The organism is Flavobacterium sp. ACN2, from assembly GCF_002303885.1.
In the GTDB taxonomy this organism is placed as follows: Bacteria; Bacteroidota; Bacteroidia; order Flavobacteriales; family Flavobacteriaceae; genus Flavobacterium.
The window spans coordinates 285,281-310,937 of sequence record NZ_MRCM01000004.1; the positions used below are offsets into that span (position 1 = coordinate 285,281).

The 25,657-nt window shown below is 34.7% G+C and carries 22 protein-coding genes and 4 tRNA genes; 24 read left to right on the plus strand and 2 right to left on the minus strand.

The genetic code is table 11. From position 1 onward, the window contains the following. Positions 1-18: 18 nt before the first annotated feature. From BSF41_RS06795 to BSF41_RS06810, 4 genes are all read left to right on the plus strand, one after another. Entirely contained in the window at positions 19-1,380 is a 1,362-nt protein-coding gene (locus BSF41_RS06795) for a pyridoxal-phosphate dependent enzyme (protein WP_095928753.1), read from the plus strand. Positions 1,381-1,459: 79 nt separating this feature from the next. Further along, positions 1,460-1,942 carry a 3'-5' exonuclease gene (locus BSF41_RS06800; RefSeq protein WP_095928754.1) on the plus strand — a complete coding sequence of 161 codons (483 nt, stop codon included), beginning with the start codon at positions 1,460-1,462 and terminating at the stop codon, positions 1,940-1,942. A 75-nt stretch (positions 1,943-2,017) separates the two neighbouring features. Continuing rightward, positions 2,018-3,289: a DUF2851 family protein gene (locus BSF41_RS06805; protein WP_095928755.1), complete on the plus strand. Its 1,272-nt coding sequence runs from the start codon at positions 2,018-2,020 to the stop codon at positions 3,287-3,289. Between the two features lie 72 nt (positions 3,290-3,361). Next, positions 3,362-3,589: a PspC family transcriptional regulator gene (locus tag BSF41_RS06810; RefSeq protein WP_008466940.1), complete on the plus strand. Its 228-nt coding sequence runs from the start codon at positions 3,362-3,364 to the stop codon at positions 3,587-3,589. Positions 3,590-3,638: 49 nt separating this feature from the next. Here BSF41_RS06810 and BSF41_RS06815 read toward each other — a convergent pair whose 3' ends face one another. Beyond that, positions 3,639-5,105: an APC family permease gene (locus BSF41_RS06815; RefSeq protein WP_095928756.1), complete on the minus strand. Its 1,467-nt coding sequence runs from the start codon at positions 5,103-5,105 to the stop codon at positions 3,639-3,641. Positions 5,106-5,368: 263 nt separating this feature from the next. Here BSF41_RS06815 and BSF41_RS06820 point away from each other — a divergent pair, with 263 nt between their 5' ends. The 20 genes from BSF41_RS06820 to BSF41_RS06915 all read left to right on the plus strand — a co-directional run bounded on the left by BSF41_RS06820 (position 5,369) and on the right by BSF41_RS06915 (position 23,959). Next, positions 5,369-6,256, plus strand: a complete 888-nt coding sequence (locus tag BSF41_RS06820) for a helix-hairpin-helix domain-containing protein (RefSeq protein WP_172426859.1) — start codon at positions 5,369-5,371, stop codon at positions 6,254-6,256. A 13-nt stretch (positions 6,257-6,269) separates the two neighbouring features. After that, positions 6,270-7,412 (plus strand): acyl-CoA dehydrogenase family protein, encoded by a 1,143-nt coding sequence (locus BSF41_RS06825; RefSeq protein ID WP_095928758.1) that lies wholly within the window; start codon positions 6,270-6,272, stop codon positions 7,410-7,412. Between the two features lie 183 nt (positions 7,413-7,595). Beyond that, positions 7,596-7,790, plus strand: a complete 195-nt coding sequence (gene rpsU, locus BSF41_RS06830) for a 30S ribosomal protein S21 (protein WP_026730435.1) — start codon at positions 7,596-7,598, stop codon at positions 7,788-7,790. A gap of 88 nt (positions 7,791-7,878) precedes the next feature. After that, on the plus strand, positions 7,879-8,772 hold the full coding sequence (locus tag BSF41_RS06835; RefSeq protein ID WP_095928759.1) for a tyrosine-type recombinase/integrase: 894 nt from the start codon (positions 7,879-7,881) through the stop codon (positions 8,770-8,772). 32 nt (positions 8,773-8,804) lie between these two features. Further along, complete coding sequence (hpf, locus tag BSF41_RS06840; protein WP_008466930.1) at positions 8,805-9,107, plus strand: ribosome hibernation-promoting factor, HPF/YfiA family; 303 nt, start codon at positions 8,805-8,807, stop codon at positions 9,105-9,107. A 90-nt stretch (positions 9,108-9,197) separates the two neighbouring features. After that, positions 9,198-9,271, plus strand: a tRNA-Thr gene (locus tag BSF41_RS06845). 60 nt (positions 9,272-9,331) lie between these two features. Further along, a tRNA-Tyr gene (locus tag BSF41_RS06850) sits at positions 9,332-9,412 on the plus strand. A gap of 87 nt (positions 9,413-9,499) precedes the next feature. Beyond that, positions 9,500-9,571 (plus strand) — tRNA-Thr (locus BSF41_RS06855). 55 nt (positions 9,572-9,626) lie between these two features. After that, positions 9,627-10,814 (plus strand): elongation factor Tu, encoded by a 1,188-nt coding sequence (tuf, locus tag BSF41_RS06860; protein WP_095928760.1) that lies wholly within the window; start codon positions 9,627-9,629, stop codon positions 10,812-10,814. 55 nt (positions 10,815-10,869) lie between these two features. Then, positions 10,870-10,940: transfer RNA gene (locus tag BSF41_RS06865), tRNA-Trp, on the plus strand. A gap of 18 nt (positions 10,941-10,958) precedes the next feature. Then, positions 10,959-11,156, plus strand: coding sequence for a preprotein translocase subunit SecE (gene secE / locus BSF41_RS06870; protein ID WP_008466927.1), 198 nt, complete (start codon positions 10,959-10,961; stop codon positions 11,154-11,156). A 10-nt stretch (positions 11,157-11,166) separates the two neighbouring features. Beyond that, positions 11,167-11,718 carry a transcription termination/antitermination protein NusG gene (nusG, locus tag BSF41_RS06875; protein ID WP_008466925.1) on the plus strand — a complete coding sequence of 184 codons (552 nt, stop codon included), beginning with the start codon at positions 11,167-11,169 and terminating at the stop codon, positions 11,716-11,718. 67 nt (positions 11,719-11,785) lie between these two features. Then, positions 11,786-12,223: a 50S ribosomal protein L11 gene (gene rplK, locus BSF41_RS06880; RefSeq protein WP_008466923.1), complete on the plus strand. Its 438-nt coding sequence runs from the start codon at positions 11,786-11,788 to the stop codon at positions 12,221-12,223. Between the two features lie 13 nt (positions 12,224-12,236). Then, positions 12,237-12,926 (plus strand): 50S ribosomal protein L1, encoded by a 690-nt coding sequence (gene rplA, locus BSF41_RS06885; RefSeq protein WP_017496725.1) that lies wholly within the window; start codon positions 12,237-12,239, stop codon positions 12,924-12,926. Between the two features lie 22 nt (positions 12,927-12,948). Then, positions 12,949-13,452, plus strand: coding sequence for a 50S ribosomal protein L10 (gene rplJ / locus BSF41_RS06890; protein ID WP_095928761.1), 504 nt, complete (start codon positions 12,949-12,951; stop codon positions 13,450-13,452). A gap of 92 nt (positions 13,453-13,544) precedes the next feature. Further along, complete coding sequence (rplL, locus tag BSF41_RS06895) at positions 13,545-13,916, plus strand: 50S ribosomal protein L7/L12 (RefSeq protein ID WP_025572412.1); 372 nt, start codon at positions 13,545-13,547, stop codon at positions 13,914-13,916. A 264-nt stretch (positions 13,917-14,180) separates the two neighbouring features. Then, positions 14,181-17,993, plus strand: coding sequence for a DNA-directed RNA polymerase subunit beta (rpoB, locus tag BSF41_RS06900; protein WP_095928762.1), 3,813 nt, complete (start codon positions 14,181-14,183; stop codon positions 17,991-17,993). Positions 17,994-18,274: 281 nt separating this feature from the next. Next, positions 18,275-22,582, plus strand: coding sequence for a DNA-directed RNA polymerase subunit beta' (gene rpoC, locus BSF41_RS06905; protein ID WP_095928763.1), 4,308 nt, complete (start codon positions 18,275-18,277; stop codon positions 22,580-22,582). A gap of 10 nt (positions 22,583-22,592) precedes the next feature. After that, positions 22,593-22,904, plus strand: a complete 312-nt coding sequence (locus BSF41_RS06910) for a DUF3467 domain-containing protein (RefSeq protein ID WP_055094614.1) — start codon at positions 22,593-22,595, stop codon at positions 22,902-22,904. 317 nt (positions 22,905-23,221) lie between these two features. Then, positions 23,222-23,959 carry a hypothetical protein gene (locus BSF41_RS06915; protein ID WP_095928764.1) on the plus strand — a complete coding sequence of 246 codons (738 nt, stop codon included), beginning with the start codon at positions 23,222-23,224 and terminating at the stop codon, positions 23,957-23,959. An 84-nt stretch (positions 23,960-24,043) separates the two neighbouring features. Here BSF41_RS06915 and BSF41_RS06920 read toward each other — a convergent pair whose 3' ends face one another. Further along, the gene (locus BSF41_RS06920; RefSeq protein WP_095928765.1) at positions 24,044-25,636 is read right to left on the minus strand and encodes a peptide chain release factor 3; all 1,593 of its coding nucleotides are present in this window, start codon (positions 25,634-25,636) and stop codon (positions 24,044-24,046) included. Positions 25,637-25,657: the final 21 nt, after the last annotated feature.

Sequence of the window (25,657 nt, forward strand, 5' to 3'; positions counted from 1 at the left end):
AAATAAACTTAAATAAAAATGGACTTTTCAAATAATATTTTAGAAACAATTGGTAATACGCCATTGGTAAAACTCAACAAAATTGTTGCTGAAATTGATGCGTTAGTATTGGCAAAAGTCGAAACCTTTAATCCGGGTAATTCTGTAAAAGACAGAATGGCTGTAAAAATGATTGAAGATGCAGAGGCAGATGGCCGACTTAAACCTGGAGGAACTATTATTGAAGGAACTTCTGGAAATACAGGAATGGGACTTGCACTTGTGGCAATTGTAAAAGGCTACAAATTAATTTGTGTGATCTCAGACAAGCAGTCTAAAGAAAAAATGGATATTTTACGTGCTGTTGGAGCAAAAGTTGTTGTTTGCCCTACAGATGTTGAGCCTACAGATCCACGTTCCTATTATTCGGTTTCAAAGCGTTTGGCAGAAGAAACACCAAATTCTTGGTATGTCAATCAGTACGATAACATGTCAAATTCGTTGGCGCATTATGAGCAAACTGGACCTGAAATTTGGAAACAGACGGAAGGAAAAATTACACATTTTGTTGTAGGAGTTGGAACAGGAGGAACTATTTCTGGAGTTGGAAAATATTTGAAGGAACAAAATCCAAATATTAAAATCTGGGGAATTGATACCTATGGTTCTGTGTTCAAGAAATACCACGAAACAGGAATTTTCGACGAGAACGAAATCTACTCGTATATAACAGAAGGTATTGGAGAAGACATTTTGCCTAAGAATGTTGACTTTTCTCTAATTGATGGTTTTACAAAAGTAACCGATAAAGATGCTGCAGTTTATACTAGAAAGATTGCGCTTGAAGAGGGTATTTTTGTTGGAAATTCTGCAGGAGCTTGTATAAAAGGTCTGTTGCAGTTAAAAGAACATTTTAAACCAGAAGATGTTGTAGTGGTATTATTTCACGATTCTGGAAGCCGTTATGTTGGAAAGATGTTTAATGATGACTGGATGCGCGAGCGCGGATTCTTAGAAGAAAACGTAACTAAGGCAGAAGACGTTATTAAAGATCATATTGATAAAGAATTAATCGTTGTTCGTACTGAAGAATTAGTGTCGCATGCAATCGAGCGTATGCGTAAATATAAAATTTCACAAATTCCGGTTGTTGATATCAATGGATTTGTCGGTTCTGTTGACGAAACAGACTTATTTAGAAGCTATGTTGCAGATAAAAATGTTGCCGAAAAACCAATTAAAGAAGTAATGGGCAAACCTTTCCCAATTGTGAAACTAGGAACACCGATTGAAGAGGTTTCAAAGCTTTTTAGCAAAGAAAATGATGCTGTTTTGGTAGACTTAGGAAACGGACACCATCACATTATAACTAAATATGATATTATTGGCGCAATAAAATAAGTCTCTTATAAATATAAATAATCCATAAATCTTGTTGTTAAACAATTAGATTTATGGATTTGTCTTTTAAAATTAGAAAATGAATTTTACAGCTATAGATTTTGAAACTGCGACGGGATATCATCCGTGCTCTGTAGGTATTGTGACCGTCGAAAACGGAATTATTGTGGACGAATATGTGACTTTAATTAAACCACCAAATAACGAATATAATCCTTTTACGATTCGTGTTCATGGAATTTATCCTAAAGATACGATGAATGCAAAATCGTTCTTTCAAATCTATCCAGAGATTGAAAAGAGGCTAAAAAATAAAGTTGTAGTAGCACATAACGAAAGTTTTGATCGAAATGTCTTAATGAAAACAATGCTTCTGCATCGCTTAAATTATGACGATTTAAACATTGCCACAAAGTGGGAATGCACAGTTAAAATATATAAAGCAAAAGGCATAAAGCCAACAAAATTAAGTGATTGCTGTCGAGAAATGAATATCCAGTTGAATCACCATGAAGCTTTGTCAGATGCTAGAGCTTGTGCTAAATTGTATATGCTTCGTTAAAAATTTTTATTTTGTAAGAATAATATTAAAAATTAATTACTTTTAGATTTTGTAATTCTACTTTAAAATCTAAAAATGAAAGAAGACTTTCTTCATTATATCTGGAAATTCAAGAAGTTTGATTCTCTGAATTTAAAATCGGTTCAAGGCGAATTGATAACAATTCTTAAAACTGGCGATTATCTAGAGCTTGCTGGGCCAGATTTTTTTAATGCTCACATAGAAATCGGAAGTCAAAAATGGGCAGGCAATGTAGAGATTCATTTGAAATCTTCAGATTGGTATTTGCATAATCACGAGAAAGATCCGGCTTATAAAAATGTTATTCTTCATGTTGTTTGGGAAAATGACACCGCTATTTTTAGAGAAAACAATACCGAAATTCCTGTTTTGGTTCTTAAAGATTATGTTTCAAAAGAAATAATCGAAAATTATAAGGCATTGGTTTCTCCAAAGACTTGGATTTTCTGCGAAAGGCAATTAAAAGACATAGACAGATTTGTTTTTAAAAACTGGCAGGAAAGATTGTTTTTTGAGCGATTAGAGCGTAAATCTAAATTTATTGCTCAGTTATTGGAAGAAACCAATCAAGATTGGGAAGCGGTCTTATTTTGCCTTCTAGCGAAGAATTTCGGGCTAAATACGAACGGAAATTCGTTTCTGCAAATCTCGATGGCAATTCCGTTTTCAGTAATCAGAAAAGAAAGTTTTGAAATTGAAAATTTAGAAGCGCTCCTTTTTGGCACTGCTGGTTTATTGGAGGTCGAGAAAGAAGATGTGTATTATAAAGATTTAAAGTTTCGCTATTTTTATTTATTGCATAAGTATCAAATAGAAAAGACATATACAGAGCCTCTCCAGTTTTTTAAACTTCGTCCAGATAATTTTCCAACAATCAGACTTTCTCAATTGGCGGCTTTATACCATAAACATCAAAATTTGTTTTCTAAGATTATCGATTTAAAATCAGTAGATGCTGTATATCGTTTACTAAGCGTGTCTGCAAGCTCGTATTGGCAAAATCATTACCAATTTGACAAAGATAGTCCGAAGAAGCCTAAAACGCTTTCTAAATCATTTATAGATCTCCTGATTATAAATACCATTATTCCGCTTCAATTTACTTATTCGAATATTATAGGTGAATCAATTTCTGAAGATTTAATTGATTTTATGAATGAAGTTACTTCAGAGAAAAACGTCATTATGGACAAGTTTAATTCTTTTGGTATCCAATCAAAAACTGCATTTGAAAGTCAGACGCTATTAGAACTTAAAAATGAATATTGCGAGCGCAAGGCTTGTTTAAAATGTGCTATCGGATTAGAGTTGCTTAAAAATAATTAGATAATTTGTACTTTTGTAATCCTGAGCAGTCAACAATCTAAAAATCTAAAGTATTAAATCTAAAATATAGAAATGTCAGCAATTTTAAAACTTAAATTCTTTTTTGAAAAATATGGTTTCCATGTTTCTTCAAGACTAGCCGATAAACTCGGAATGCGCGTAACAAGTGTGCGATTGTTTTTTATCTACATTTCTTTTGTTACAGCGGGTTTAGGGTTTGGAGTCTATTTGACTCTCGCTTTCTGGATTAGGTTGAAAGATTTAATTCGATCAAAAAGAACATCGGTATTTGATTTATAAAAAAAAGCTCCAAATCTAGATTTGGAGCTTTTTTATGAAGTTGTATTTATTATTCTTCAGTAGGATTGTTAAGTTTAGATCTTTTCTTGCTATATCCAAAGTATACAATTATACCAATAATAAGCCATCCAAAAGATAATAACTGTGCATCTTTACTTAAATTAAAAATTAAATAAGAATTGATTGCAATTCCTAATACCGCAATAATTGGTAAAGCAGGTACTTTAAATGTTCTAGTTAATCCTGGCTGTTTTACTCTTAAAATCCAAACAGCAATACAAACCATTGTAAAGGCAAACAAAGTACCAAAACTAGTCATGTCAGCCAATTTGTTGATCGGTGTAAAAGCAGCAACAGTTGCGATAATAATTCCAAGAATCATTAAGTTTGTTTTTGGAGTTCCAGAAATTGGGTTTACTTTAGAGAACACAGATGGAATTAAACCATCTTTAGACATTCCAAGGAAAATTCTAGATTGTCCCATGATCATTACCATTAATACTGAAACCAAACCAATAGTTGCAGCAACAGTAATAATAGAACCAGCCCAGCCTTGTCCTGCAATATCAAATGCATAAGCAACAGGAGCTTTGATAGCTTCAGGATATTTTCCTAGTGGATTAAAGTCTTGGTAATTCATCATTCCTGTTAGTACTAAAGAAACAAGGATATATAAAGTAGTACAAATTAATAAAGAAGCAATAATTGCAAAAGGAACATCTTTTTTAGGATTAATAGCTTCTCCAGCTTGTGTAGAAACAGCATCGAAACCAACATAAGCAAAGAAAATAGCTGCAGCTCCAGAGATAATACCTCCAATTCCGTAAGCATTGTGCGTAGTTTCTTTTTCAATAATCTGAGTTGCTTCAGGAATAAACGGGCTCCAGTTTGCTGTATTAATAAAGAAAAGACCAGCAATAATTACAAAGATTACAGCAGATACTTTAAGAATAACAATTGCGTTGTTTGCTTTAGCAGCGCTTTTTGTTCCTTTAATAAGCAATGAAATAACTAAAAGAACGATTAAGAAAGCTGGAAGATTCATAGAAAAACCTTCTCCTGTGTAGCTTGCAGGATCTGTAGTTAACCAATCAGGAAGGTGAATGTGAAATATTTTGAGCAATTTATTAAAGTATCCGGACCAGGAAACCGCTACAGTCATCGATCCCATTGCATACTCGAGAATTAGTCCCCATCCAATTATCCAAGCAAAAACTTCTCCAATAGTACCATAGGCATATGCGTAAGCAGATCCCTCAACAGGTAAAATGGAAGCAAATTCAGAATAGCAAAGTGCTGCAAAAACACAAGCAATACCTGCGATTATAAACGAAATAGCTAATGCTGGTCCTGCATGATAATAAGCCCCAGTACCTGTAAGTACAAAAATTCCCCCACCGATAATGGCACCAACGCCAATGGCGGTAAGGCTCCATTTTCCTAGGACTCTCTTTAAATCACTTTTTTTCATATCGGCCTCAAAGGCAGATATAGGTTTAACTCTCCAAATTGACATATTATTTTATTGGTTTATTTGTTATTAAGTGCCAAATGTATTGTTTTTTGGAAAAAATAAAAACAATTATCATGTTTTAAGTTATAAAATCTTTGTTTTTTTTACGGTACTCGTAAGAAAGATTCTGTAAGTATTGATATTCATTAAATTAATTGGACTTTTATAAGAGATTCGATAATTTTTTAAAAGTTACTTTTCTTACTAATTTTCTTGATAAATTTGAAGGATTTTTCTTAAGTTGTTCTTCAAAAGTAATTTTAATCATGAATTTTAAGTCTTTAAACCAGTATTTTCATTTTACAAAACAGCAACGGATAGGTGTTTTTATGCTTTTTCTTATTATGATAGGACTGCAATTATTTTATTTTTTATCTGATTTCAATATTTCAGAGGCGAAAAACTCTGAAAAAGAGGAGTGGCTTGCGCTTCAGTCAGAAATTGATCAACAGAAATTAACTGAAAAAGATGTAAAACCAACTGTCTATCTTTTTAATCCTAATTTTATTTCAGATTATAAAGGATACAAACTCGGAATGTCTGTCGAAGAGATTGATCGTTTAATGGCATTTCGCAAAGAGAATAAATATGTAAACTCGGCAGAAGAGTTTCAGGCGGTCACTGGAGTCTCGGATTCTCTATTAAAGGAAATTTCTCCTTTGTTTAAATTTCCAGATTGGAAACAGAATAAAAAGAATTATAGTGTCGAGAAAAAAGAATTCATTGTAAAAAGCTTTCCGAAAAAAGAAAAGTTAGAAATAATAAATATTAATGAGGCAACGCAAGAAGATTTGATGAAAATCTACGGAATAGGAGAAGGGTTGTCCTCTAGAATCTTGAGGCAGAAAGAAATCGTTGGATCATTTGTATCAATGGAGCAGATGAAAGAGATTTGGGGGCTTTCGCCTGAAGTTATAAATGAACTAAATGCTCATTTTAAAGTTGTAATTCCCTCAAGCTTGAAGAAAATAAATGTAAATGACGCTTCATTAAAAGAATTGGCTCAATTTTCATACTTCAAATATGGACTAGCAAAACAAATTGTAACTTATAGAAGTATGAATGGAAATTTTAATAATATTGAGGATTTGGCAAAAATTAAAGATTTTCCTGTTGAAAAAGCAAAAATAATTAGTTTATATTTGGAGTTCTAAAAGAAACTAACTCATGAACTTTGATTACAACGAAACACAACTAATGATCGCACAGTCTATAAAAGACTTTGCAGAAAAAAATATTAGACCTTATATAATGGAATGGGATGAAGCGCAAATTTTTCCAATTCCGTTGTTTAAGCAACTTGGCGAAATGGGCTTCATGGGCGTTTTGGTTCCAGAAGAATATGGAGGTTCTGGTTTAGGTTATCACGAGTATATTACCGTAATAGAAGAGATTTCAAAAATAGATCCTTCAATCGGATTATCTGTCGCGGCACACAATTCTTTATGCACTAATCATATTTTGACTTTTGGAAACGAAGAACAAAAGAAAAAATGGCTTCCAAAATTGGCTACGGCCGAATTTATAGGCGCCTGGGGGCTAACAGAGCATAACACAGGCTCTGATGCTGGAGGAATGAATACGACGGCTGTTAAAGATGGAAATCATTGGATCGTAAACGGTGCAAAAAACTTTATTACACATGCTATTTCAGGAGATGTTGCAGTAGTGGTAGTGCGAACTGGTGAAAAAGGAGATTCTAAAGGAATGACAGCTTTTGTTTTTGAAAAAGGAATGAAAGGTTTTTCATCAGGTAAAAAAGAAAATAAATTAGGAATGAGAGCCAGTGAGACCGCTGAGCTGGTTTTTGATAATTGTCGTGTTCCAGATGAAAATAGATTAGGAGAAGTTGGAGAAGGCTTTGTTCAGGCAATGAAAATTCTGGATGGCGGGAGAATCTCTATCGGAGCTTTGTCTCTAGGAATTGCAAAAGGAGCTTACGAAGCTGCATTGAAATATTCGAAAGAAAGACATCAGTTTGGGCAACCAATCAGTAGTTTTCAGGGAATCTCTTTTAAATTGGCGGATATGGCAACAGAAATTGAAGCTTCAGAATTACTATTGCATAAAGCGGCTTTCTTGAAACAAAAGCATAAACCAGTAACAACATCAGGAGCTATGGCAAAGATGTATGCTTCAGAAGCGTGTGTTAAAATCGCAAATGATGCAGTTCAAATTCATGGCGGTTACGGTTACACTAAAGATTTTCCGGTAGAAAAATTCTACAGAGACTCCAAATTGTGTACTATAGGAGAGGGAACAACTGAGATTCAAAAGGTTGTTATTTCTAGGAATTTGTTGAAAGAATAAAGAATAAAGAATAAAGAATAAAGAATAAAGAATAAAGAATAAAGAATAAAGAATAAAGAATTATATCTATATATCTCTTCTCTATACTCTTTTCTCTTTTTTAAAAATAATTCACAATTTATAATTCATAATTCATAATTAATATATACATTTGCAGCCTTAACGAGAGGAGGTGTCTATATTATGTTAATTATACCAATTAAAGACGGAGAAAATATCGATAGAGCATTAAAGCGCTATAAAAGAAAATTTGATAAAACAGGAACTGTTCGTCAATTAAGAGCACGTACTGCTTTTATTAAGCCTTCTGTTATCAAAAGAGCTCAAATCCAAAAAGCGGCTTACATTCAAGGCTTGAAAGATAGTTTAGAAAGTTAATATCAGCTTTTAGAAAATAATTACCGTTAGTGGTCAAAATGTTTTAATTTTGATGCTAACGGTTTTTTTATGCTTAATTTTTAGATTTATGAAAACGAATAGAGAAGCTTTCTCGGATTATCTTTTGCTGGAGAAAAAATATTCTTTGCATACAGTTGAGGCTTACTTGAATGATATGGTTTCTTTTGAAGCTTTTGTAAAAGAATCTTTTGATCAAGAAAGTATTGATGTGGTGAATTATAGTCAGGTCAGAAGTTGGATTGTCTTTTTGGTTGATCATAATATTTCTAATGTTTCGGTTAATAGAAAAATGGCTTCTTTAAAAGCTTTTTATAAGTTTCTTTTAAAGACGAAGCAGATAGAAGTTAATCCGATGCTAAAGCATAAGTCTTTAAAGACTCCGAAAGTGGTTCAGGTTCCTTTCTCGGAAAAAGAGCTGAAGGATTTACTTGCTACAATAGAGGTTCCGGTTGATTTTGAAGGAATTCGGGATAAGCTTATTGTGGAAATGTTTTATGTGACAGGAATGCGTCGGGCGGAGTTAATTCATTTGATGATTAAAAATGTCGATCGCTCAAATAACACGATTAAGGTTTTAGGGAAAAGAAATAAAGAGCGCATTATTCCAATTTTGCCGATTATTGCGGATCAAATCGATTCGTATGTGAAGGAAAGAGATAGTTTGGAAAGTTTGATGGATTGTGACTATTTTTTCGTTTCAAAAAAAGGGTTAAAATTGAGCGAATCTTTTGTTTATCGTTTAATAAATTCATACTTTAGTAGGGTCTCAGAAAAGGTGAAAAAAAGTCCGCATGTGCTTCGTCATACTTTTGCAACTCACTTATTGAACAATGGGGCAGATTTGAATTCAGTTAAAGAATTGCTAGGGCATTCTAGTTTGGCGTCTACACAGGTTTATACTCATAATAGTTTGGCGGAACTTAAAAAAGTGTATAAAGATGCGCATCCTAGAAATAAATAGTGGTTCTAAATGTTAACCCTAAAATTTTTATTATGAAGGTAGATGTTCATGCAGTTAATTTTACTGTCGACAGAAAATTAGTCGATTTTATCCAAGAAAGAATGGGTAAGCTAGAGAAATACTACGATCGAGTGGTTTCATCAGATGTTTTTTTAAAAGTTGAAAGAACGAGTGATAAAGAGAATAAAGTGGTGGAAATAAAGATTAATGTTCCTGGTGATGATTTTTTGGTGAAAAAACAGTGTAAAACATTTGAAGAAGCTGTTGAGCTTTCGGCAGAATCGCTAGAACGTTTACTTGTAAAAAGGAAGGAAAAAATTAGAGCACACATTTAATTGAAATTTTTTTCAAAAAATGTTTTGATTAAAAGATAAAATACCTACATTTGCAGTCCGTTAGAAATAGCGGACTTTTTTAATGTATTCGCCGATGTAGCTCAGCTGGCTAGAGCAGCTGATTTGTAATCAGCAGGTCGTGGGTTCGAGTCCCTCTATCGGCTCAATAAATTTCAAATGCGATTTGAAATTGGTTCTTTAAAATGATGGAATTTTAAAACTATGGGGAGATACTCAAGCGGCCAACGAGGGCAGACTGTAAATCTGCTGTGTGAACTTCGCAGGTTCGAATCCTGCTCTCCCCACTAAAAAGAAGTTGAAGTTTTAGATTGTAGGTTTTGGATTAATAAATTCTAAAATTTAAATTCTGAATTCTAAACTCAGAACTCTCTGCCGGTGTAGCTCAGGGGTAGAGTGCTTCCTTGGTAAGGAAGAGGTCTCGGGTTCAAATCCCGACATTGGCTCAAGTAAGTAGGAAATTGAAAATTAATATATAACTAAGATTAAAAATTAAGTAAAATGGCAAAGGAGAATTTTAATCGTTCCAAACCGCACTTAAACATAGGTACAATTGGACACGTAGATCACGGAAAAACTACATTAACTGCTGCAATTACAAAAGTATTGTCAGATGCTGGTTACTGTCAAGCAAAATCGTTTGATCAAATCGATAACGCTCCAGAGGAGAAAGAAAGAGGTATTACTATTAATACATCACACGTAGAGTACGAAACTGCTAACCGTCACTACGCTCACGTTGACTGTCCAGGTCACGCGGATTACGTAAAAAACATGGTTACTGGTGCTGCTCAAATGGACGGAGCTATCTTAGTAGTTGCTGCTACAGATGGTCCAATGCCACAAACTCGTGAGCACATCCTTTTAGGTCGTCAGGTTGGTATTCCAAGAATCGTTGTTTTCATGAACAAAGTGGATATGGTTGATGATGCTGAGTTATTAGAACTTGTTGAAATGGAAATTAGAGATTTATTATCTTTCTACGAATATGATGGAGATAATGGTCCTGTTGTTCAAGGTTCTGCTTTAGGTGGATTGAACAATGATCCTAACTGGGTTCCTAAAATTATTGAATTAATGGAAGCTGTTGATGCTTGGATCGAAGAGCCAGTACGTGACGTTGCTAAACCATTCTTGATGCCAGTTGAGGACGTATTTACAATTACAGGTCGTGGAACTGTTGCTACAGGTCGTATCGAAACTGGAGTTGCTAACACTGGAGATCCTGTTGAAATCATTGGTATGGGAGCTGAAAAATTAACTTCTACTATTACAGGAGTTGAGATGTTCCGTAAAATCCTTGACAGAGGTGAAGCTGGAGATAACGTAGGTTTATTGTTAAGAGGTATTGATAAAGCTGATATCAAAAGAGGTATGGTTATTATTAAGCCAGGTTCAGTAAAACCACACGCTAAATTCAAAGCTGAGGTTTATATCTTGAAAAAAGAAGAAGGTGGACGTCACACTCCATTCCACAATAACTACCGTCCACAGTTCTACGTACGTACAACTGACGTAACAGGAGTTATTACTTTACCAGAAGGAGTAGAGATGGTAATGCCAGGAGATAACTTAACAATCAATGTTGCTTTATTAAGCCCAATCGCTATGAACGTAGGTTTACGTTTTGCTATCCGTGAAGGTGGTAGAACAGTTGGAGCTGGTCAGGTTACTGAAATTGTAGAGTAATTCTATAAAATAAATAAAAAAGCCAGTGATTATTTTTTAATCACTGGCTTTAATTACGGGCGTAGTTCAAGGGTAGAATAGCGGTCTCCAAAACCGTTGATGGGGGTTCGAATCCCTCCGCCCGTGCAATAAAAAATATATCAAATGACAAAAGTTACTAATTATTTATCAGAGGCTTTCGAAGAGTTAAAGTCAAATGTTACTTGGCCAGCTTGGGCTGAAGTACAGAAATTGACAATTGTTGTGGCTGTATTTTCGATCTTATTCGCTTTGGCAACTTGGGGAGTAGACGAATTTTTTGCAAAAGCTTTGGCTGGATTTTTTAACTGGTTAAAAGGATAATTTTTTTGTGATGGCAGATAATAATGTGAAAAAATGGTACGTAGTTAGAGCAGTTAGTGGTCAAGAGAATAAAGTGAAAGCTTATATCGAGACTGAGATTGCGAGATTAGGTATGGAGGATTATGTTTCTCAGGTTTTGGTTCCTACTGAAAAAGTAGTTACTGTAAAAGATGGGAAAAAATCATCTAAGGATAAAGTTTACTTTCCTGGATATGTTATGATTGAAGCTAACTTAGTTGGTGAAATCCCTCATATTATTAAGTCAATTACTAGTGTTATTGGGTTTTTAGGAGAAACTAAAGGTGGAGAACCTGTTCCTTTAAGACTTTCTGAAGTAAACCGTATGTTAGGTAAAGTAGATGAGTTGGCTGTAAATACAGATACTCGTTCTATTCCATTTAGTGTTGGTGAAACAGTTAAGGTTATTGATGGACCTTTCAATGGATTTAATGGATCTGTTGAGAAAATCAATGAAGAAAAGCGTAAACTTGAGGTAATGGTTAAGATTTTCGGAAGAAAGACACCATTGGAATTGAGCTTTATGCAAGTTGAAAAAGTATAATTTTTTGTTACACTATAATAAACCATTGTAATCGCTTCCATTGATTACAGTGATAAATTTTTTAAAAATGGCTAAAGAAATTAGTAAGGTAGTTAAACTACAAGTTAAGGGAGGTGCTGCGAACCCGTCGCCACCGGTTGGACCTGCTTTAGGAGCTGCTGGGGTTAATATCATGGAGTTTTGTAAGCAATTTAATGCTAGAACTCAGGATAAACCTGGCAAAATTTGTCCAGTGCAAATCACTGTGTACAAAGACAAATCATTTGATTTTGTTGTTAAGACTCCTCCAGCAGCAGTTCAGTTAATGGAAGCTGCAAAGCTAAAATCTGGTTCTGGTGAGCCTAATCGTAAAAAAGTAGCTAGCGTTACTTGGGAACAAATTAGAACTATTGCTGAAGACAAAATGCCAGACTTAAACGCTTTCACAATTGAGAAAGCTATGAGTATGGTTGCTGGAACAGCTAGATCTATGGGTATAACTGTATCAGGAGATGCTCCTTTTTAATTAAGAAAAAGAAATGGCAAAATTAACAAAAAAGCAAAAAGAGGCTGCTTCAAAAATTGAAAAGAACAAATTATACTCTCTAAAAGATGCTGCGGCATTATTGAAAGTTGTTGCTTCTGCAAAATTTGATGAGTCTGTTGATATCGCAGTTCGTTTGGGTGTTGATCCAAGAAAAGCGAATCAAATGGTAAGAGGTGTAGTTACATTACCTCATGGAACTGGTAAAGATGTTAAAGTATTAGCATTAGTTACTCCAGATAAAGAGGCGGAAGCTAAAGAAGCTGGTGCAGACTATGTAGGTCTTGACGACTATTTACAAAAAATTAAAGATGGTTGGACAGATGTTGATGTTATCATCACTATGCCAGCTGTTATGGGTAAATTAGGTCCATTAGGTCGTATTTTAGGACCTAGAGGTTTAATGCCAAACCCTAAAACAGGTACTGTAACTATGGATGTTGCAAAAGCTGTTGCAGAGGTTAAAGCTGGTAAAATTGACTTTAAAGTTGATAAAACTGGTATCGTACACGCAGGAATCGGTAAAGTTTCTTTTGGAGCTGAGCAGATTGTTGACAACGCACACGAAATTATTCAAACATTAATAAAACTTAAACCAACTGCTGCTAAAGGTACATACATTAAAGGTATTCACCTTACAAGCACTATGAGTCCTGCTATCGCATTAGACCCAAAGGCAGTATAATTGGTAGTTAAAAATTTTTAGTATGACTAGAGAAGAAAAATCAATCGCGATTGAAAATTTAACTGCGCAGTTAGCTGGTACAAATATCATTTACATATCTGATATTTCTGGTTTAAACGCAGAGACAACTTCAAACTTACGTAGAGCTTGTTTTAAAGCAGGTATTAAATTAGAAGTTGTAAAGAACACTTTGCTTGCAAAAGCAATGGAAGCTTCTGCTAATGATTATGGTGATTTACCTACAGTTTTGTCAGGTAACAGTGCTATCTTTATTTCTGATGTTGCTAACGCACCTGGAAAAATTATCAAAGATTTCCGTAAGAAATCTGATAAACCAGTTTTAAAAGGAGCTTACATCAATTCTGAAGTATATATTGGAGACAACCAATTAGATGCATTAGCAACTATTAAATCTAAAGAAGAGTTACTTGGAGAACTTATTGGATTATTACAATCTCCAGCTCAAAGAATTATTTCTGCTTTACAAAACAAATTCGCAGGTAGCGAAGAAGAAACTGAAGCATAATAATCAAAGCAGGGAAGCTTGCTTCCTTGTTGCTTAATTAGCGCACAATAATTAAATTATATTTTTACAAATCATTTTAAACGATAGAAAAAATGGCAGATTTGAAACAATTCGCAGAACAATTAGTTAACTTAACAGTTAAAGAAGTTAACGAATTAGCAACAATATTAAAAGACGAGTATGGTATCGAGCCTGCTGCTGCAGCTGTAGTAGTTGCTGCTGGTGGTGGAGAAGGTGCTGCTGAAGAAGCACAAACTGAATTTACAGTTGTACTAAAAGAAGCTGGTGCTTCTAAATTAGCAGTTGTAAAATTAGTTAAAGAACTTACAGGTTTAGGTCTTAAAGAAGCTAAAGATGTAGTTGATGGTGCTCCAAGTACTGTTAAAGAAGGTGTTTCTAAAGAAGAGGCTGAAGGTCTTAAAAAATCATTAGAAGAAGCTGGAGCTGTTGTTGAGTTAAAATAACAAAACACAGTTTAGAACTAGGTTTAGACCTTGGATGTAACCATCCAAGGGTCTAAACCATTTTTCGTATAATAAAATATATCAAGTTTTATTATCAAATAGTTTAAAATACGAAAAAGTTTTTGATCAATACGAAGAAAAAAAATTGAACTTCCTTTACGGTTTATTTTTAAAGATGTATTGATTATAATAAGAAAGTATAGATTAAACAGTGTGTCTTACACAAAAAAAATTACTTTTTTTTAATCAAAATTTTGTCCATTGATGATAACAAATCAGACTGAAAGATTGAATTTTGCCTCTACAAAAAATATCCCTGACTATCCAGATTTTCTAGATGTTCAGGTTAAATCTTTTAAAGATTTCTTTCAATTAGAAACGAAATCTGACGAAAGAGGCAACGAAGGGTTATACAATACCTTCATGGAAAACTTCCCAATTACAGATACAAGAAATAACTTTGTATTGGAATTCCTAGATTATTTTGTTGATCCTCCACGTTATACAATTCAAGAATGTATAGAGAGAGGTCTTACGTATAGTGTGCCTTTAAAAGCTAGGTTAAAACTATATTGTACAGATCCAGAACACGAAGATTTTGAAACTATTGTACAAGATGTTTATCTTGGAACAATTCCTTACATGACTCCTAGTGGTACTTTTGTTATTAATGGTGCCGAGCGTGTTGTAGTATCTCAATTACACCGTTCTCCAGGGGTTTTCTTTGGACAGTCATTCCACGCAAATGGAACTAAACTTTATTCTGCGAGAGTAATTCCTTTTAAAGGATCTTGGATAGAATTCTCTACTGATATTAACAGCGTAATGTACGCGTATATCGATAGAAAGAAAAAATTACCTGTAACAACTTTATTCCGTGCTATCGGTTTCGAAAGAGATAAGGATATCCTTGAAATTTTCGACTTAGCAGAAGAAATCAAAGTTTCTAAAACAGGAATTAAGAAATATATTGGAAGAAGACTTGCTGCGCGTGTTTTGAACACATGGCACGAGGATTTCGTAGATGAGGATACCGGAGAGGTAGTTTCTATCGAGCGTAACGAAATCATCCTTGATCGTGATACTATTATCGACAAAGATAATGTTGAAGAGATCATCGATTCTAACGTAAAATCTATTTTGTTACACAAAGAGGATAACAACCAAGCAGATTATGCTATTATCCACAACACGTTACAAAAAGATCCAACAAACTCTGAAAAAGAAGCTGTAGAGCACATTTACCGTCAGTTGCGTAACGCTGAACCGCCTGATGAGGAAACTGCTCGTGGTATTATAGATAAATTATTCTTCTCTGATCAACGTTACAACTTAGGTGAAGTTGGTCGTTATAGAATGAACAAAAAATTGGCTTTAGATATCCCTATGGATAAGCAAGTGCTTACTAAAGAAGATATCATTACCATTGTAAAATATTTGATTGAATTGATCAACTCTAAAGCGGAGATTGATGATATTGATCACTTATCAAACCGTCGTGTTAGAACAGTTGGTGAACAATTGTCTCAACAATTCGGTGTTGGTTTAGCACGTATGGCTAGAACTATTCGTGAGAGAATGAACGTTAGAGATAACGAGGTGTTTACACCAATTGATTTGATTAATGCTAAAACATTATCATCAGTTATCAACTCTTTCTTTGGTACTAACCAGTTATCTCAATTTATGGACCAAACGAATCCGTTAGCTGAGATTACACACAAAAGAAGACTTTCTGCACTTGGACCAGGTGGACTTTCGAGAGAGAGAGCTGGTTTCGAGGTTCGTGACGTTCACTATACTCACTATGGTCGTTTATGTCCGATTGAAACTCCTGAGGGACCAAACATTGGTTTGATTTCATCTCTTGGTGTTTATGCAAAAGTAAACGGAATGGGATTCATCGAAACTCCATACCGTAAAGTAACTAATGGTGTAGTTGATTTAGAAAGTACTCCAGTTTACTTAAGTGCTGAAGAAGAAGAAGGTAAAATGATTGCTCAGGCGAACATTGAAATGGACGCTACAGGTAAAATTACAGCTAGCAATGTTATTGCTCGTGAGGAAGGTGACTTCCCAGTTGTTGAACCATCTGTAGTACATTATACAGACGTTGCTCCTAACCAGATCGCTTCGATTTCTGCATCTTTGATTCCTTTCTTAGAGCATGATGATGCGAACCGTGCGTTGATGGGATCGAACATGATGCGTCAGGCAGTTCCTTTGATTCGTCCTGAAGCACCGATTGTTGGTACAGGTTTAGAGCGTCAGGTAGCTTCAGATTCAAGAGTATTAATCAATGCTGAAGGGCATGGTACTGTTGAATACGTAGATGCTAATATCATTACTATTAAATACGATCGTACAGAAGACGAGAGAATGGTTAGTTTTGATGCTGATGAGAAAACGTACAACTTAATTAAATTTAGAAAAACCAATCAAGGTACAAGTATCAACTTGAAGCCTATCGTAAGAAGAGGTGATAGAGTTGTTCCTGGACAAGTATTGTCTGAAGGATATGCTACTCAAAATGGAGAATTAGCTTTAGGTAGAAACTTAAAAGTTGCGTTCATGCCATGGAAAGGGTACAACTTCGAGGATGCGATTGTAATTTCTGAGAAAGTAGTTCGCGATGATATTTTTACATCTATCCACGTTGATGATTATTCATTAGAGGTTAGAGATACTAAGTTAGGAAATGAAGAGTTAACAAACGATATTCCTAACGTTTCTGAAGAAGCTACTAAAGATTTAGATGAAAACGGTATGATCAGAATTGGAGCAGAGGTTAAACCTGGCGACATTTTGATTGGTAAAATTACACCAAAAGGAGAGTCAGATCCTACTCCAGAGGAGAAATTGCTTCGTGCGATCTTCGGAGATAAAGCAGGTGATGTGAAAGATGCTTCATTAAAAGCTTCTCCATCTTTACATGGTGTAGTTCTTGATAAAAAATTATTTGCAAGAGCCGTAAAAGATAAACGTAAACGTACTCAAGATAAAGATGCTTTAGGCGCTTTAGAAATGGAATTCGAAACTAAATTTGTTGAATTAAAAGACAGATTGGTTGAGAAATTATTCTTGATCGTTAACGGAAAAACATCTCAAGGTGTAATGAATGATTTGGGTGAAGAAGTTTTACCAAAAGGTAAAAAATATACTCAAAAAATGCTTTACGCAGTAGAGGATTTTGCTCACTTAAGCAAAGGTCAATGGGTTGCTGATGATGCTACAAATAAAATGGTTAATGATTTAATTCATAACTATAAAATTAAGCTGAACGACTTACAAGGAGCTTTAAGAAGAGAGAAATTTACTATTACAGTTGGAGATGAATTACCATCTGGAATCTTGAAATTGGCTAAAATCTATATCGCTAAAAAACGTAAGTTAAAAGTGGGTGATAAAATGGCAGGACGTCACGGTAACAAAGGTATTGTTGCTAGAATCGTTCGTCATGAAGATATGCCTTTCTTAGAAGACGGAACACCAGTAGATATCGTATTGAATCCACTTGGGGTACCTTCACGTATGAACATTGGTCAGATTTATGAGACTGTTCTTGGATGGGCTGGTATGAACTTGGGTAGAAAATTTGCTACTCCAATTTTTGACGGTGCTTCTCTTGACGAAATCAATGCTTTGACTGATGAGGCTAACGTACCACGTTTTGGACATACATATCTTTATGATGGTGGAACTGGAGAGCGTTTTGCACAAAAAGCAACTGTGGGTGTAATTTACATGCTTAAATTAGGACACATGGTTGATGATAAGATGCACGCACGTTCTATCGGACCATACTCATTGATTACGCAACAGCCACTTGGAGGTAAGGCTCAATTTGGAGGTCAGCGTTTTGGAGAGATGGAGGTTTGGGCACTTGAGGCTTATGGAGCTTCTAGTACTTTACGTGAAATCTTAACTGTTAAGTCTGATGACGTTATTGGTAGAGCTAAAACTTACGAAGCTATCGTTAAGGGTGAAACTATGCCAGAACCAGGTTTACCAGAATCATTCAATGTATTAATGCACGAATTGAAAGGTCTAGGATTAGATCTTCGTTTGGAAGAATAAATAAAAGTTTCTAGTCACAGTCTCAGTATTCAGTTTAGCACTGAAAACTGGGACTGAGACTGTTTACTAAATGTTAGAAGTTTTTAAAGATTTATACCCGTAAACCGTTCCGATTTTTTATAACAATGCAAGGCATTTTATAACTAGCGCTTCAAATAAGAATTTGAGGTTTAGAGAAGTAACCCGAGGTAGTAGCTGAATGATTAACTCTTATTTATTAAGAGTAAATTATAAATCTAAATTCAATTTTTTAATTGCAAAATAAATCAATAGTAAAAACTATGATGAATAACAGAAACAATAAAGAAAAAAATCCAGTAAAAAGATTTAACAAAATTTCTATTGGATTGGCTTCACCAGAATCTATCTTGAAAGAATCAAGAGGAGAGGTTTTAAAGCCAGAAACAATTAACTATAGAACTCACAAACCAGAGCGTGACGGACTTTTCTGCGAAAGAATCTTCGGACCAGTAAAAGATTTTGAATGTGCTTGTGGTAAGTATAAAAGAATTCGTTACAAAGGTATCATCTGTGACCGTTGTGGTGTTGAAGTTACTGAGAAAAAAGTACGTCGTGATAGAGTAGGACACATCAACCTTGTTGTGCCAATTGCTCACATCTGGTACTTCCGTTCTCTTCCAAACAAAATTGGTTATATCCTTGGTCTTCCATCTAAGAAATTAGATATGATCATCTACTACGAAAGATACGTAGTAATCCAAGCTGGTATTGCTAAAAATGCAGATGGAGAATCTTTACAAAGATTAGATTTCTTAACTGAAGAAGAATATTTAAATATTTTAGATACTCTTCCACAAGAAAATCAATATTTAGATGATTTAGATCCTAATAAATTTGTTGCCAAAATGGGAGCAGAGTGTATTATGGATTTATTAGCTCGTATTGACTTAGATGCTTTATCTTATGAATTAAGACACAGCGCTAACAACGAAACATCTAAACAAAGAAAAACTGAAGCTTTAAAAAGATTACAAGTTGTTGAATCTTTCCGTGAGTCTAACGAAAACCGCGAAAACCGTCCAGAATGGATGATTATGAAAGTGGTTCCAGTTATCCCGCCAGAATTACGTCCGCTTGTGCCACTTGATGGAGGTCGTTTTGCAACTTCAGATTTGAACGATTTATATCGTCGTGTAATCATCCGTAACAATCGTTTGAAAAGATTAATGGAGATTAAAGCTCCAGAAGTTATCTTAAGAAACGAAAAACGTATGTTGCAAGAATCTGTAGATTCATTATTCGATAACACACGTAAAGCTTCTGCTGTTAAAACAGAATCTAACAGACCATTAAAATCATTATCTGACTCATTAAAAGGTAAGCAAGGACGTTTCCGTCAAAACCTTTTAGGAAAACGTGTGGATTATTCTGCTCGTTCGGTAATTGTCGTTGGTCCAGAGTTAAAATTATATGAGTGTGGATTGCCAAAAGATATGGCTTCTGAATTATACAAACCATTCGTTATCCGTAAATTGATCGAAAGAGGTATTGTAAAAACAGTAAAATCTGCTAAGAAAATCATTGATAAGAAAGAGCCTGTAGTTTGGGATATCCTTGAAAACGTAATTAAAGGACACCCAGTATTACTGAACCGTGCTCCTACTTTGCACAGACTTGGTATTCAGGCTTTCCAGCCAAAATTAATTGAAGGAAAAGCGATCCAGTTACACCCATTAGTATGTACGGCATTCAACGCCGATTTCGATGGTGACCAGATGGCGGTTCACTTACCATTAGGACCAGAGGCTATTTTAGAGGCTCAATTATTAATGTTGGCTTCTCACAATATTTTGAACCCTGCAAATGGTGCTCCAATTACTGTACCTTCTCAGGACATGGTCTTGGGTCTATACTATATGACCAAAGAGCGTATTTCTACAGAAGACCACAAAATTATTGGTCAGGATTTAACTTTCTATTCTGCTGAAGAAGTAAACATTGCATTAAACGAAGGAAGATTAGAATTGAATGCTCGTGTGAAAATTAGAGCAAAAGATTTTAATGACGCTGGAGAATTAGTGTATCAAATTATTCAAACAACTGCAGGACGTGTATTATTTAACGAAGTAGTACCTGAAGCAGCTGGATATATCAACGACGTATTGACTAAGAAAAACCTTAGAGATATTATCGGACACATTTTAAGCGTGACTGATGTACCTACAACGGCAGCTTTCTTGGATAATATGAAAGATATGGGTTATAAATTTGCATTTAGAGGAGGTTTATCATTCTCTTTAGGTGATATTAGAATTCCAGAACAAAAAACGAAGTTAATTGCAGATGCTAGAGAGCAAGTTGAAGGTATCTCAACTAACTATAACATGGGTCTTATTACAAATAACGAGCGTTACAACCAAGTTATTGACGTATGGACTTCAGCAAATGCTCAGTTAACAGAGTTAGCAATGAAAAATATTAGAGAAGACCAACAAGGTTTCAACTCTGTATATATGATGCTTGACTCTGGGGCGAGGGGTTCTAAGGAACAGATTCGTCAGTTAACTGGTATGCGTGGTTTGATGGCTAAGCCTAAAAAATCTACTGCTGGTGGTGGTGAGATTATTGAAAACCCGATTCTTTCTAACTTTAAGGAAGGTCTTTCGATCCTTGAGTACTTTATTTCTACTCACGGTGCTCGTAAAGGTCTTGCGGATACGGCTCTTAAAACGGCCGATGCTGGTTACTTAACAAGAAGGCTTCATGACGTTTCTCAAGATGTTATTGTAAACATCGAAGATTGTGGAACTTTAAGAGGTGTTGAAGTTGCTGCATTGAAGAAAAATGAGGAAATCGTTGAATCTTTAGGAGAGAGAATTTTAGGACGTGTTGCATTGCAAGACGTTATTAATCCTCTTACTAATGAAGTAATGGTTAAATCTGGAGAGCAAATTACTGAAGCAATTATGAGAACTATCGAAGCTTCTCCAATTGAAAAAGTAGAGGTTAGATCTCCATTAACTTGTGAAGCTTTAAAAGGTATTTGTGCTAAATGTTACGGTAGAAACTTAGCTACTGGTAAAATGACACAAAGAGGTGAAGCTGTCGGAGTTATTGCAGCTCAGTCTATTGGAGAGCCAGGTACACAGTTGACACTTCGTACGTTCCACGTTGGAGGGGTTGCTGGAGGTATCTCTGAAGAGTCTAGTATTGTTACAAGATTCGCAGGTAGACTTGAAATTGAAGATTTAAAAACAGTTAAAGGAGAAGACGGAGAAGGTAACTCTGTTGATATCGTAGTTTCACGTTCAACTGAATTAAAATTAGTTGACGAGAAAACTGGAATTGTTTTAAATACACATAACATTCCTTACGGTTCTAGTATCTTTGTTGGAGATGGAGAAACTGTAGCTAAAGGAACTGTAATCTGTAAATGGGATCCATATAACGGTGTAATTGTTTCTGAGTTTACTGGTAAGATTGCTTACGAAGATTTAGAGCAAGGACAATCGTTCATGGTTGAGATCGATGAGCAGACTGGTTTCCAAGAAAAAGTAATTTCTGAAGCTAGAAACAAAAAATTAATCCCAACTTTATTAGTTTATGGTAAAGAAGGTGAATTGATTCGTTCTTACAACTTACCAGTAGGTGCACACTTAATGGTTGAAAACGGTGAGAAAATTAAAGCAGGTAAAGTATTAGTAAAAATCCCACGTCGTTCTTCTAAAGCGGGCGATATCACGGGAGGTTTACCAAGAATTACTGAGCTTCTTGAGGCTCGTAACCCTTCTAACCCAGCAGTTGTATCTGAAATTGATGGTGTTGTTTCTTTTGGAAAAATCAAAAGAGGTAACCGTGAGATCGTTATCGAATCTAAATTTGGTGAGATTAAAAAGTATTTAGTTAAACTTTCAAGCCAAATCTTAGTACAAGAGAATGACTTCGTAAGAGCGGGAGTTCCATTGTCTGATGGTGCGATTACACCAGATGATATCTTAAGAATTCAAGGTCCGGCTGCTGTTCAACAGTACTTGGTAAATGAAATTCAAGAGGTTTACCGTTTACAAGGGGTAAAAATTAATGATAAGCACTTTGAGGTAGTTATTCGTCAAATGATGCGTAAAGTAAGAGTTCAGGATCCAGGTGATACTTTATTCTTAGAAGACCAATTAATCCATACTAAAGATTTCATCGTTCAAAACGATAAATTGTACGGTATGAAAGTGGTTGAAGATGCTGGAGATTCTTCAGTATTGAAACCAGGTCAGATCATTACACCTCGTGAATTACGTGATGAAAATTCATTATTGAAACGTACAGATAAAAATCTTGTTGTAGCAAGAGATGTAATCACTGCAACTGCAACGCCAGTTCTTCAAGGTATTACAAGAGCTTCGTTACAAACTAAATCATTCATTTCTGCGGCTTCATTCCAGGAGACAACGAAAGTACTTAACGAAGCTGCAGTAGCTGGTAAAGTAGATGATCTAGAAGGATTAAAAGAAAATGTAATTGTTGGACACAGAATTCCTGCGGGAACTGGTATGAGAGAGTACGATAACACTATCGTAGGATCTAAAGACGATTACAACGAAATGATGGCAAATAAAGAAGAATACATTTATTAATTAGGAAACTATGAGTAATCCGAAACAACAACAAGAGCAAATTAATATTGAGTTGGACGAAACTATTGCAGAAGGAATTTATTCTAATCTTGCAATTATCAATCACTCATCATCTGAGTTTGTTTTAGATTTTGTGAGTATTATGCCAGGTATTCCTAAAGCCAAGGTAAAATCAAGAATTGTCTTGACACCACAACATGCTAAAAGATTATTAAAAGCAATAGGTGAAAATATCCATAGATTTGAGGCAGCTCATGGCGAAATCAAAGAAACGGAACAAGCGCCAATTCCGCTTAATTTTGGTCCAACTGGACAAGCATAAACTTTAAAAGCCCCTTTTTAAGGGGCTTTTTTTTATGGCTTATGAAATGCAGTTTATCGGATTTAATTTACTTTAGTCGGGTAATTTTCTTTTCAAGAAAGGATTTATTTAACTTGCTATAGCCTAAAAAAGATTAAATTTTGAAACATAATGACTTAGTAAAGGTTGATTAATTCAAATTATAAAAAAGCGCTGATTCTATTAGCGCTTTTTTTATGCCAAATATTTTTTTGTTCTTTTCCCAACCTTTTATTCAAAAACATACTCTATATAAGTATAATAATCCTTTCGTGATTTTTAACTTAAATAATTACAGTATGAAAAAGAAATTCACCTTAGAAATAGCAAGTCCATGTTCTGAAAATTTTGATAAAATGATTCCAAATTCAAATGGTTCATTTTGTAATTCTTGTATGAAAAATGTAATTGATTTGAGTAGAAAAACCAACTCTGAGGTGGCTAAATTCATTTCAGAAAACAAAGACAAAAGCATTTGCGCCAGATTAAAAGCTTCTCAACTAAAAGAAGAATTTCAATATGACGAAACTTCAAGAATAAGTAATTTTAAATATGCTGCAGTAGCCGCCACTATTTTACTTGCTTCAAATAACGTTGCTGGGCAGGAAAAACAAATTATAGAAACAGTGGCAAATTGTCCCGAACCAGCTTACGCTCTAGGTAAAGTTGCATATAATCAAACTGTAGATAAAGAGGTTTTGATAACAATTAAAGGAAAATTAATTGAAGCTAAGTCTAAAAGACCATTTAAAGGAGATGCATATTCTAACTTATCACTTTCTGTTAACAATTCAGGAAACGCAGTAAAAATAAATCCAAAAACTGGAGAATTTTCTGTAACAACAGCAGTTTCAAAAGACAGCAAAACGCTTATGGTTACGATAAGCGGAAATGACTACTATCTTGCCAAACAAATCCCTTTTAACATAAAATCGGTTAAGGGAAATATAGTGCAACAAAATATAATTATTGCTTCAGAAGAACTGACTAAAATCTATATTGCTGGTGGATTAGGAATTAACTATACAGGACAATAATTAAATTTACATATTTGGAATGTAAGTAAAAAAGCCTGTCTAGCAAATTAGACAGGCCTTTTATATTTTTTCTTTCAAAAGAAATTAATCAAATTCCGATGTAAAGTATAATTTCACACTAGGATATTTACTCTGCGTCATTTGAATTGTAAAATCAGAATCGGCTAAAAATACCAATTGCCCGTATTTATCGTGAGCCAGGAATTTTTGTTTGATACGTTTAAATTCTTTGAATTCTTCGTTTTTAGCATCGTCCGGTTTTACCCAGCAAGCTTTATGTACAGGAAAGTTTTCGTAAGTACATTTTGCTCCGTATTCGTGTTCTAAACGATATTGAATTACCTCATATTGAAGTGCTCCAACGGTTCCAATAACTTTACGATTATTCATTTCTAAAGTAAACAACTGTGCTACACCTTCATCCATTAACTGATCTACTCCTTTTTCTAATTGCTTAGCTTTCATCGGGTCGGCGTTGTTGATATATCTAAAGTGCTCTGGAGAGAAACTTGGAATTCCTTTAAAGCTCATAATTTCGCCTTCTGTCAAAGTATCTCCAATTTTAAAGTTTCCTGTGTCATGCAAACCAACAATATCACCAGGATAAGAAATGTCTACAATTTCTTTTTTCTCGGCGAAAAAGGCATTTGGACTTGAGAATTTTAAATTTTTCTTCTGACGAACGTGGTAATAAGGCTTATTTCTTTCGAAAGTTCCAGAAACAATTTTGATAAAGGCTAAACGGTCACGGTGTTTTGGATCCATATTGGCGTGGATTTTAAAAACAAATCCTGTCATTTTCTCCTCTGTAGGCTCAACTGTACGGGTCTCAGAATCTTTTGGTCTTGGAGATGGAGCAATTGTAATGAAACAATCTAATAATTCACGAACTCCAAAATTATTTAAGGCTGAACCGAAGAATACGGGCTGAATTTTTCCATCTAAATAATCTTGACGCTCAAATTTAGGATAAACCTCATCGATTAACTCTAATTCTTCACGAAGTTTGTTCGCTGCTTTTTCACCTACAATTTTATCTAATTCTGGATTATTCTGTACATCAGAAAAAGCGATTGTTTCCTCGATATTTTTACGACTGTCTCCGCTGAAAAGGTTAATGTTTTGTTCCCATAAATTATAAATTCCTTGGAAATCGTAACCCATTCCGATTGGGAAACTTAACGGTGTAACTTTTAAACCTAATTTTTGTTCTACTTCATCCATCAAATCGAAAGCATCTTTACCTTCACGATCTAATTTGTTGATGAAAACAATCATAGGAATATTACGCATTCTACAAACAGCCACTAATTTTTCTGTTTGTTCCTCAACCCCTTTAGCAACGTCAATTACAACAATTACGCTGTCTACGGCAGTTAAAGTTCTAAATGTATCTTCAGCAAAATCCTTGTGTCCAGGAGTATCAAGGATATTGATTTTTTTATCTTTATAATTAAAAGCAAGCACAGAAGTCGAAACCGAGATACCTCTTTGGCGTTCGATTTCCATAAAGTCACTCGTTGCTCCTTTTTTAATTTTGTTATTCTTTACAGCTCCTGCTTCTTGAATTGCACCTCCAAATAAAAGTAATTTCTCTGTTAATGTCGTTTTACCGGCATCGGGATGCGATATAATTCCAAATGTTCTTCTGCGTTGTATTTCTTTTAAAAAGCTCATATTTCGTATAAATAGGTTGCA

Coding starts and splice junctions, on each gene's coding strand:
- BSF41_RS06920 (WP_095928765.1), bottom strand. CDS start 25,636: ATGAGCTTTTTAAAAGAAATACAACGCAGAAGAACATTTGGAATTATA.
- BSF41_RS06800 (WP_095928754.1), top strand. CDS start 1,460: ATGAATTTTACAGCTATAGATTTTGAAACTGCGACGGGATATCATCCG.
- rplA (WP_017496725.1), top strand. CDS start 12,237: ATGGCAAAATTAACAAAAAAGCAAAAAGAGGCTGCTTCAAAAATTGAA.
- hpf (WP_008466930.1), top strand. CDS start 8,805: ATGAAGGTAGATGTTCATGCAGTTAATTTTACTGTCGACAGAAAATTA.
- rplL (WP_025572412.1), top strand. CDS start 13,545: ATGGCAGATTTGAAACAATTCGCAGAACAATTAGTTAACTTAACAGTT.
- BSF41_RS06820 (WP_172426859.1), top strand. CDS start 5,369: ATGAATTTTAAGTCTTTAAACCAGTATTTTCATTTTACAAAACAGCAA.
- nusG (WP_008466925.1), top strand. CDS start 11,167: ATGGCAGATAATAATGTGAAAAAATGGTACGTAGTTAGAGCAGTTAGT.
- BSF41_RS06795 (WP_095928753.1), top strand. CDS start 19: ATGGACTTTTCAAATAATATTTTAGAAACAATTGGTAATACGCCATTG.
- BSF41_RS06810 (WP_008466940.1), top strand. CDS start 3,362: ATGTCAGCAATTTTAAAACTTAAATTCTTTTTTGAAAAATATGGTTTC.
- rplK (WP_008466923.1), top strand. CDS start 11,786: ATGGCTAAAGAAATTAGTAAGGTAGTTAAACTACAAGTTAAGGGAGGT.
- rpoB (WP_095928762.1), top strand. CDS start 14,181: ATGATAACAAATCAGACTGAAAGATTGAATTTTGCCTCTACAAAAAAT.
- rpoC (WP_095928763.1), top strand. CDS start 18,275: ATGATGAATAACAGAAACAATAAAGAAAAAAATCCAGTAAAAAGATTT.
- rplJ (WP_095928761.1), top strand. CDS start 12,949: ATGACTAGAGAAGAAAAATCAATCGCGATTGAAAATTTAACTGCGCAG.
- BSF41_RS06815 (WP_095928756.1), bottom strand. CDS start 5,105: ATGTCAATTTGGAGAGTTAAACCTATATCTGCCTTTGAGGCCGATATG.
- rpsU (WP_026730435.1), top strand. CDS start 7,596: ATGTTAATTATACCAATTAAAGACGGAGAAAATATCGATAGAGCATTA.
- BSF41_RS06805 (WP_095928755.1), top strand. CDS start 2,018: ATGAAAGAAGACTTTCTTCATTATATCTGGAAATTCAAGAAGTTTGAT.
- secE (WP_008466927.1), top strand. CDS start 10,959: ATGACAAAAGTTACTAATTATTTATCAGAGGCTTTCGAAGAGTTAAAG.
- BSF41_RS06825 (WP_095928758.1), top strand. CDS start 6,270: ATGAACTTTGATTACAACGAAACACAACTAATGATCGCACAGTCTATA.
- BSF41_RS06835 (WP_095928759.1), top strand. CDS start 7,879: ATGAAAACGAATAGAGAAGCTTTCTCGGATTATCTTTTGCTGGAGAAA.
- tuf (WP_095928760.1), top strand. CDS start 9,627: ATGGCAAAGGAGAATTTTAATCGTTCCAAACCGCACTTAAACATAGGT.
- BSF41_RS06915 (WP_095928764.1), top strand. CDS start 23,222: ATGAAAAAGAAATTCACCTTAGAAATAGCAAGTCCATGTTCTGAAAAT.
- BSF41_RS06910 (WP_055094614.1), top strand. CDS start 22,593: ATGAGTAATCCGAAACAACAACAAGAGCAAATTAATATTGAGTTGGAC.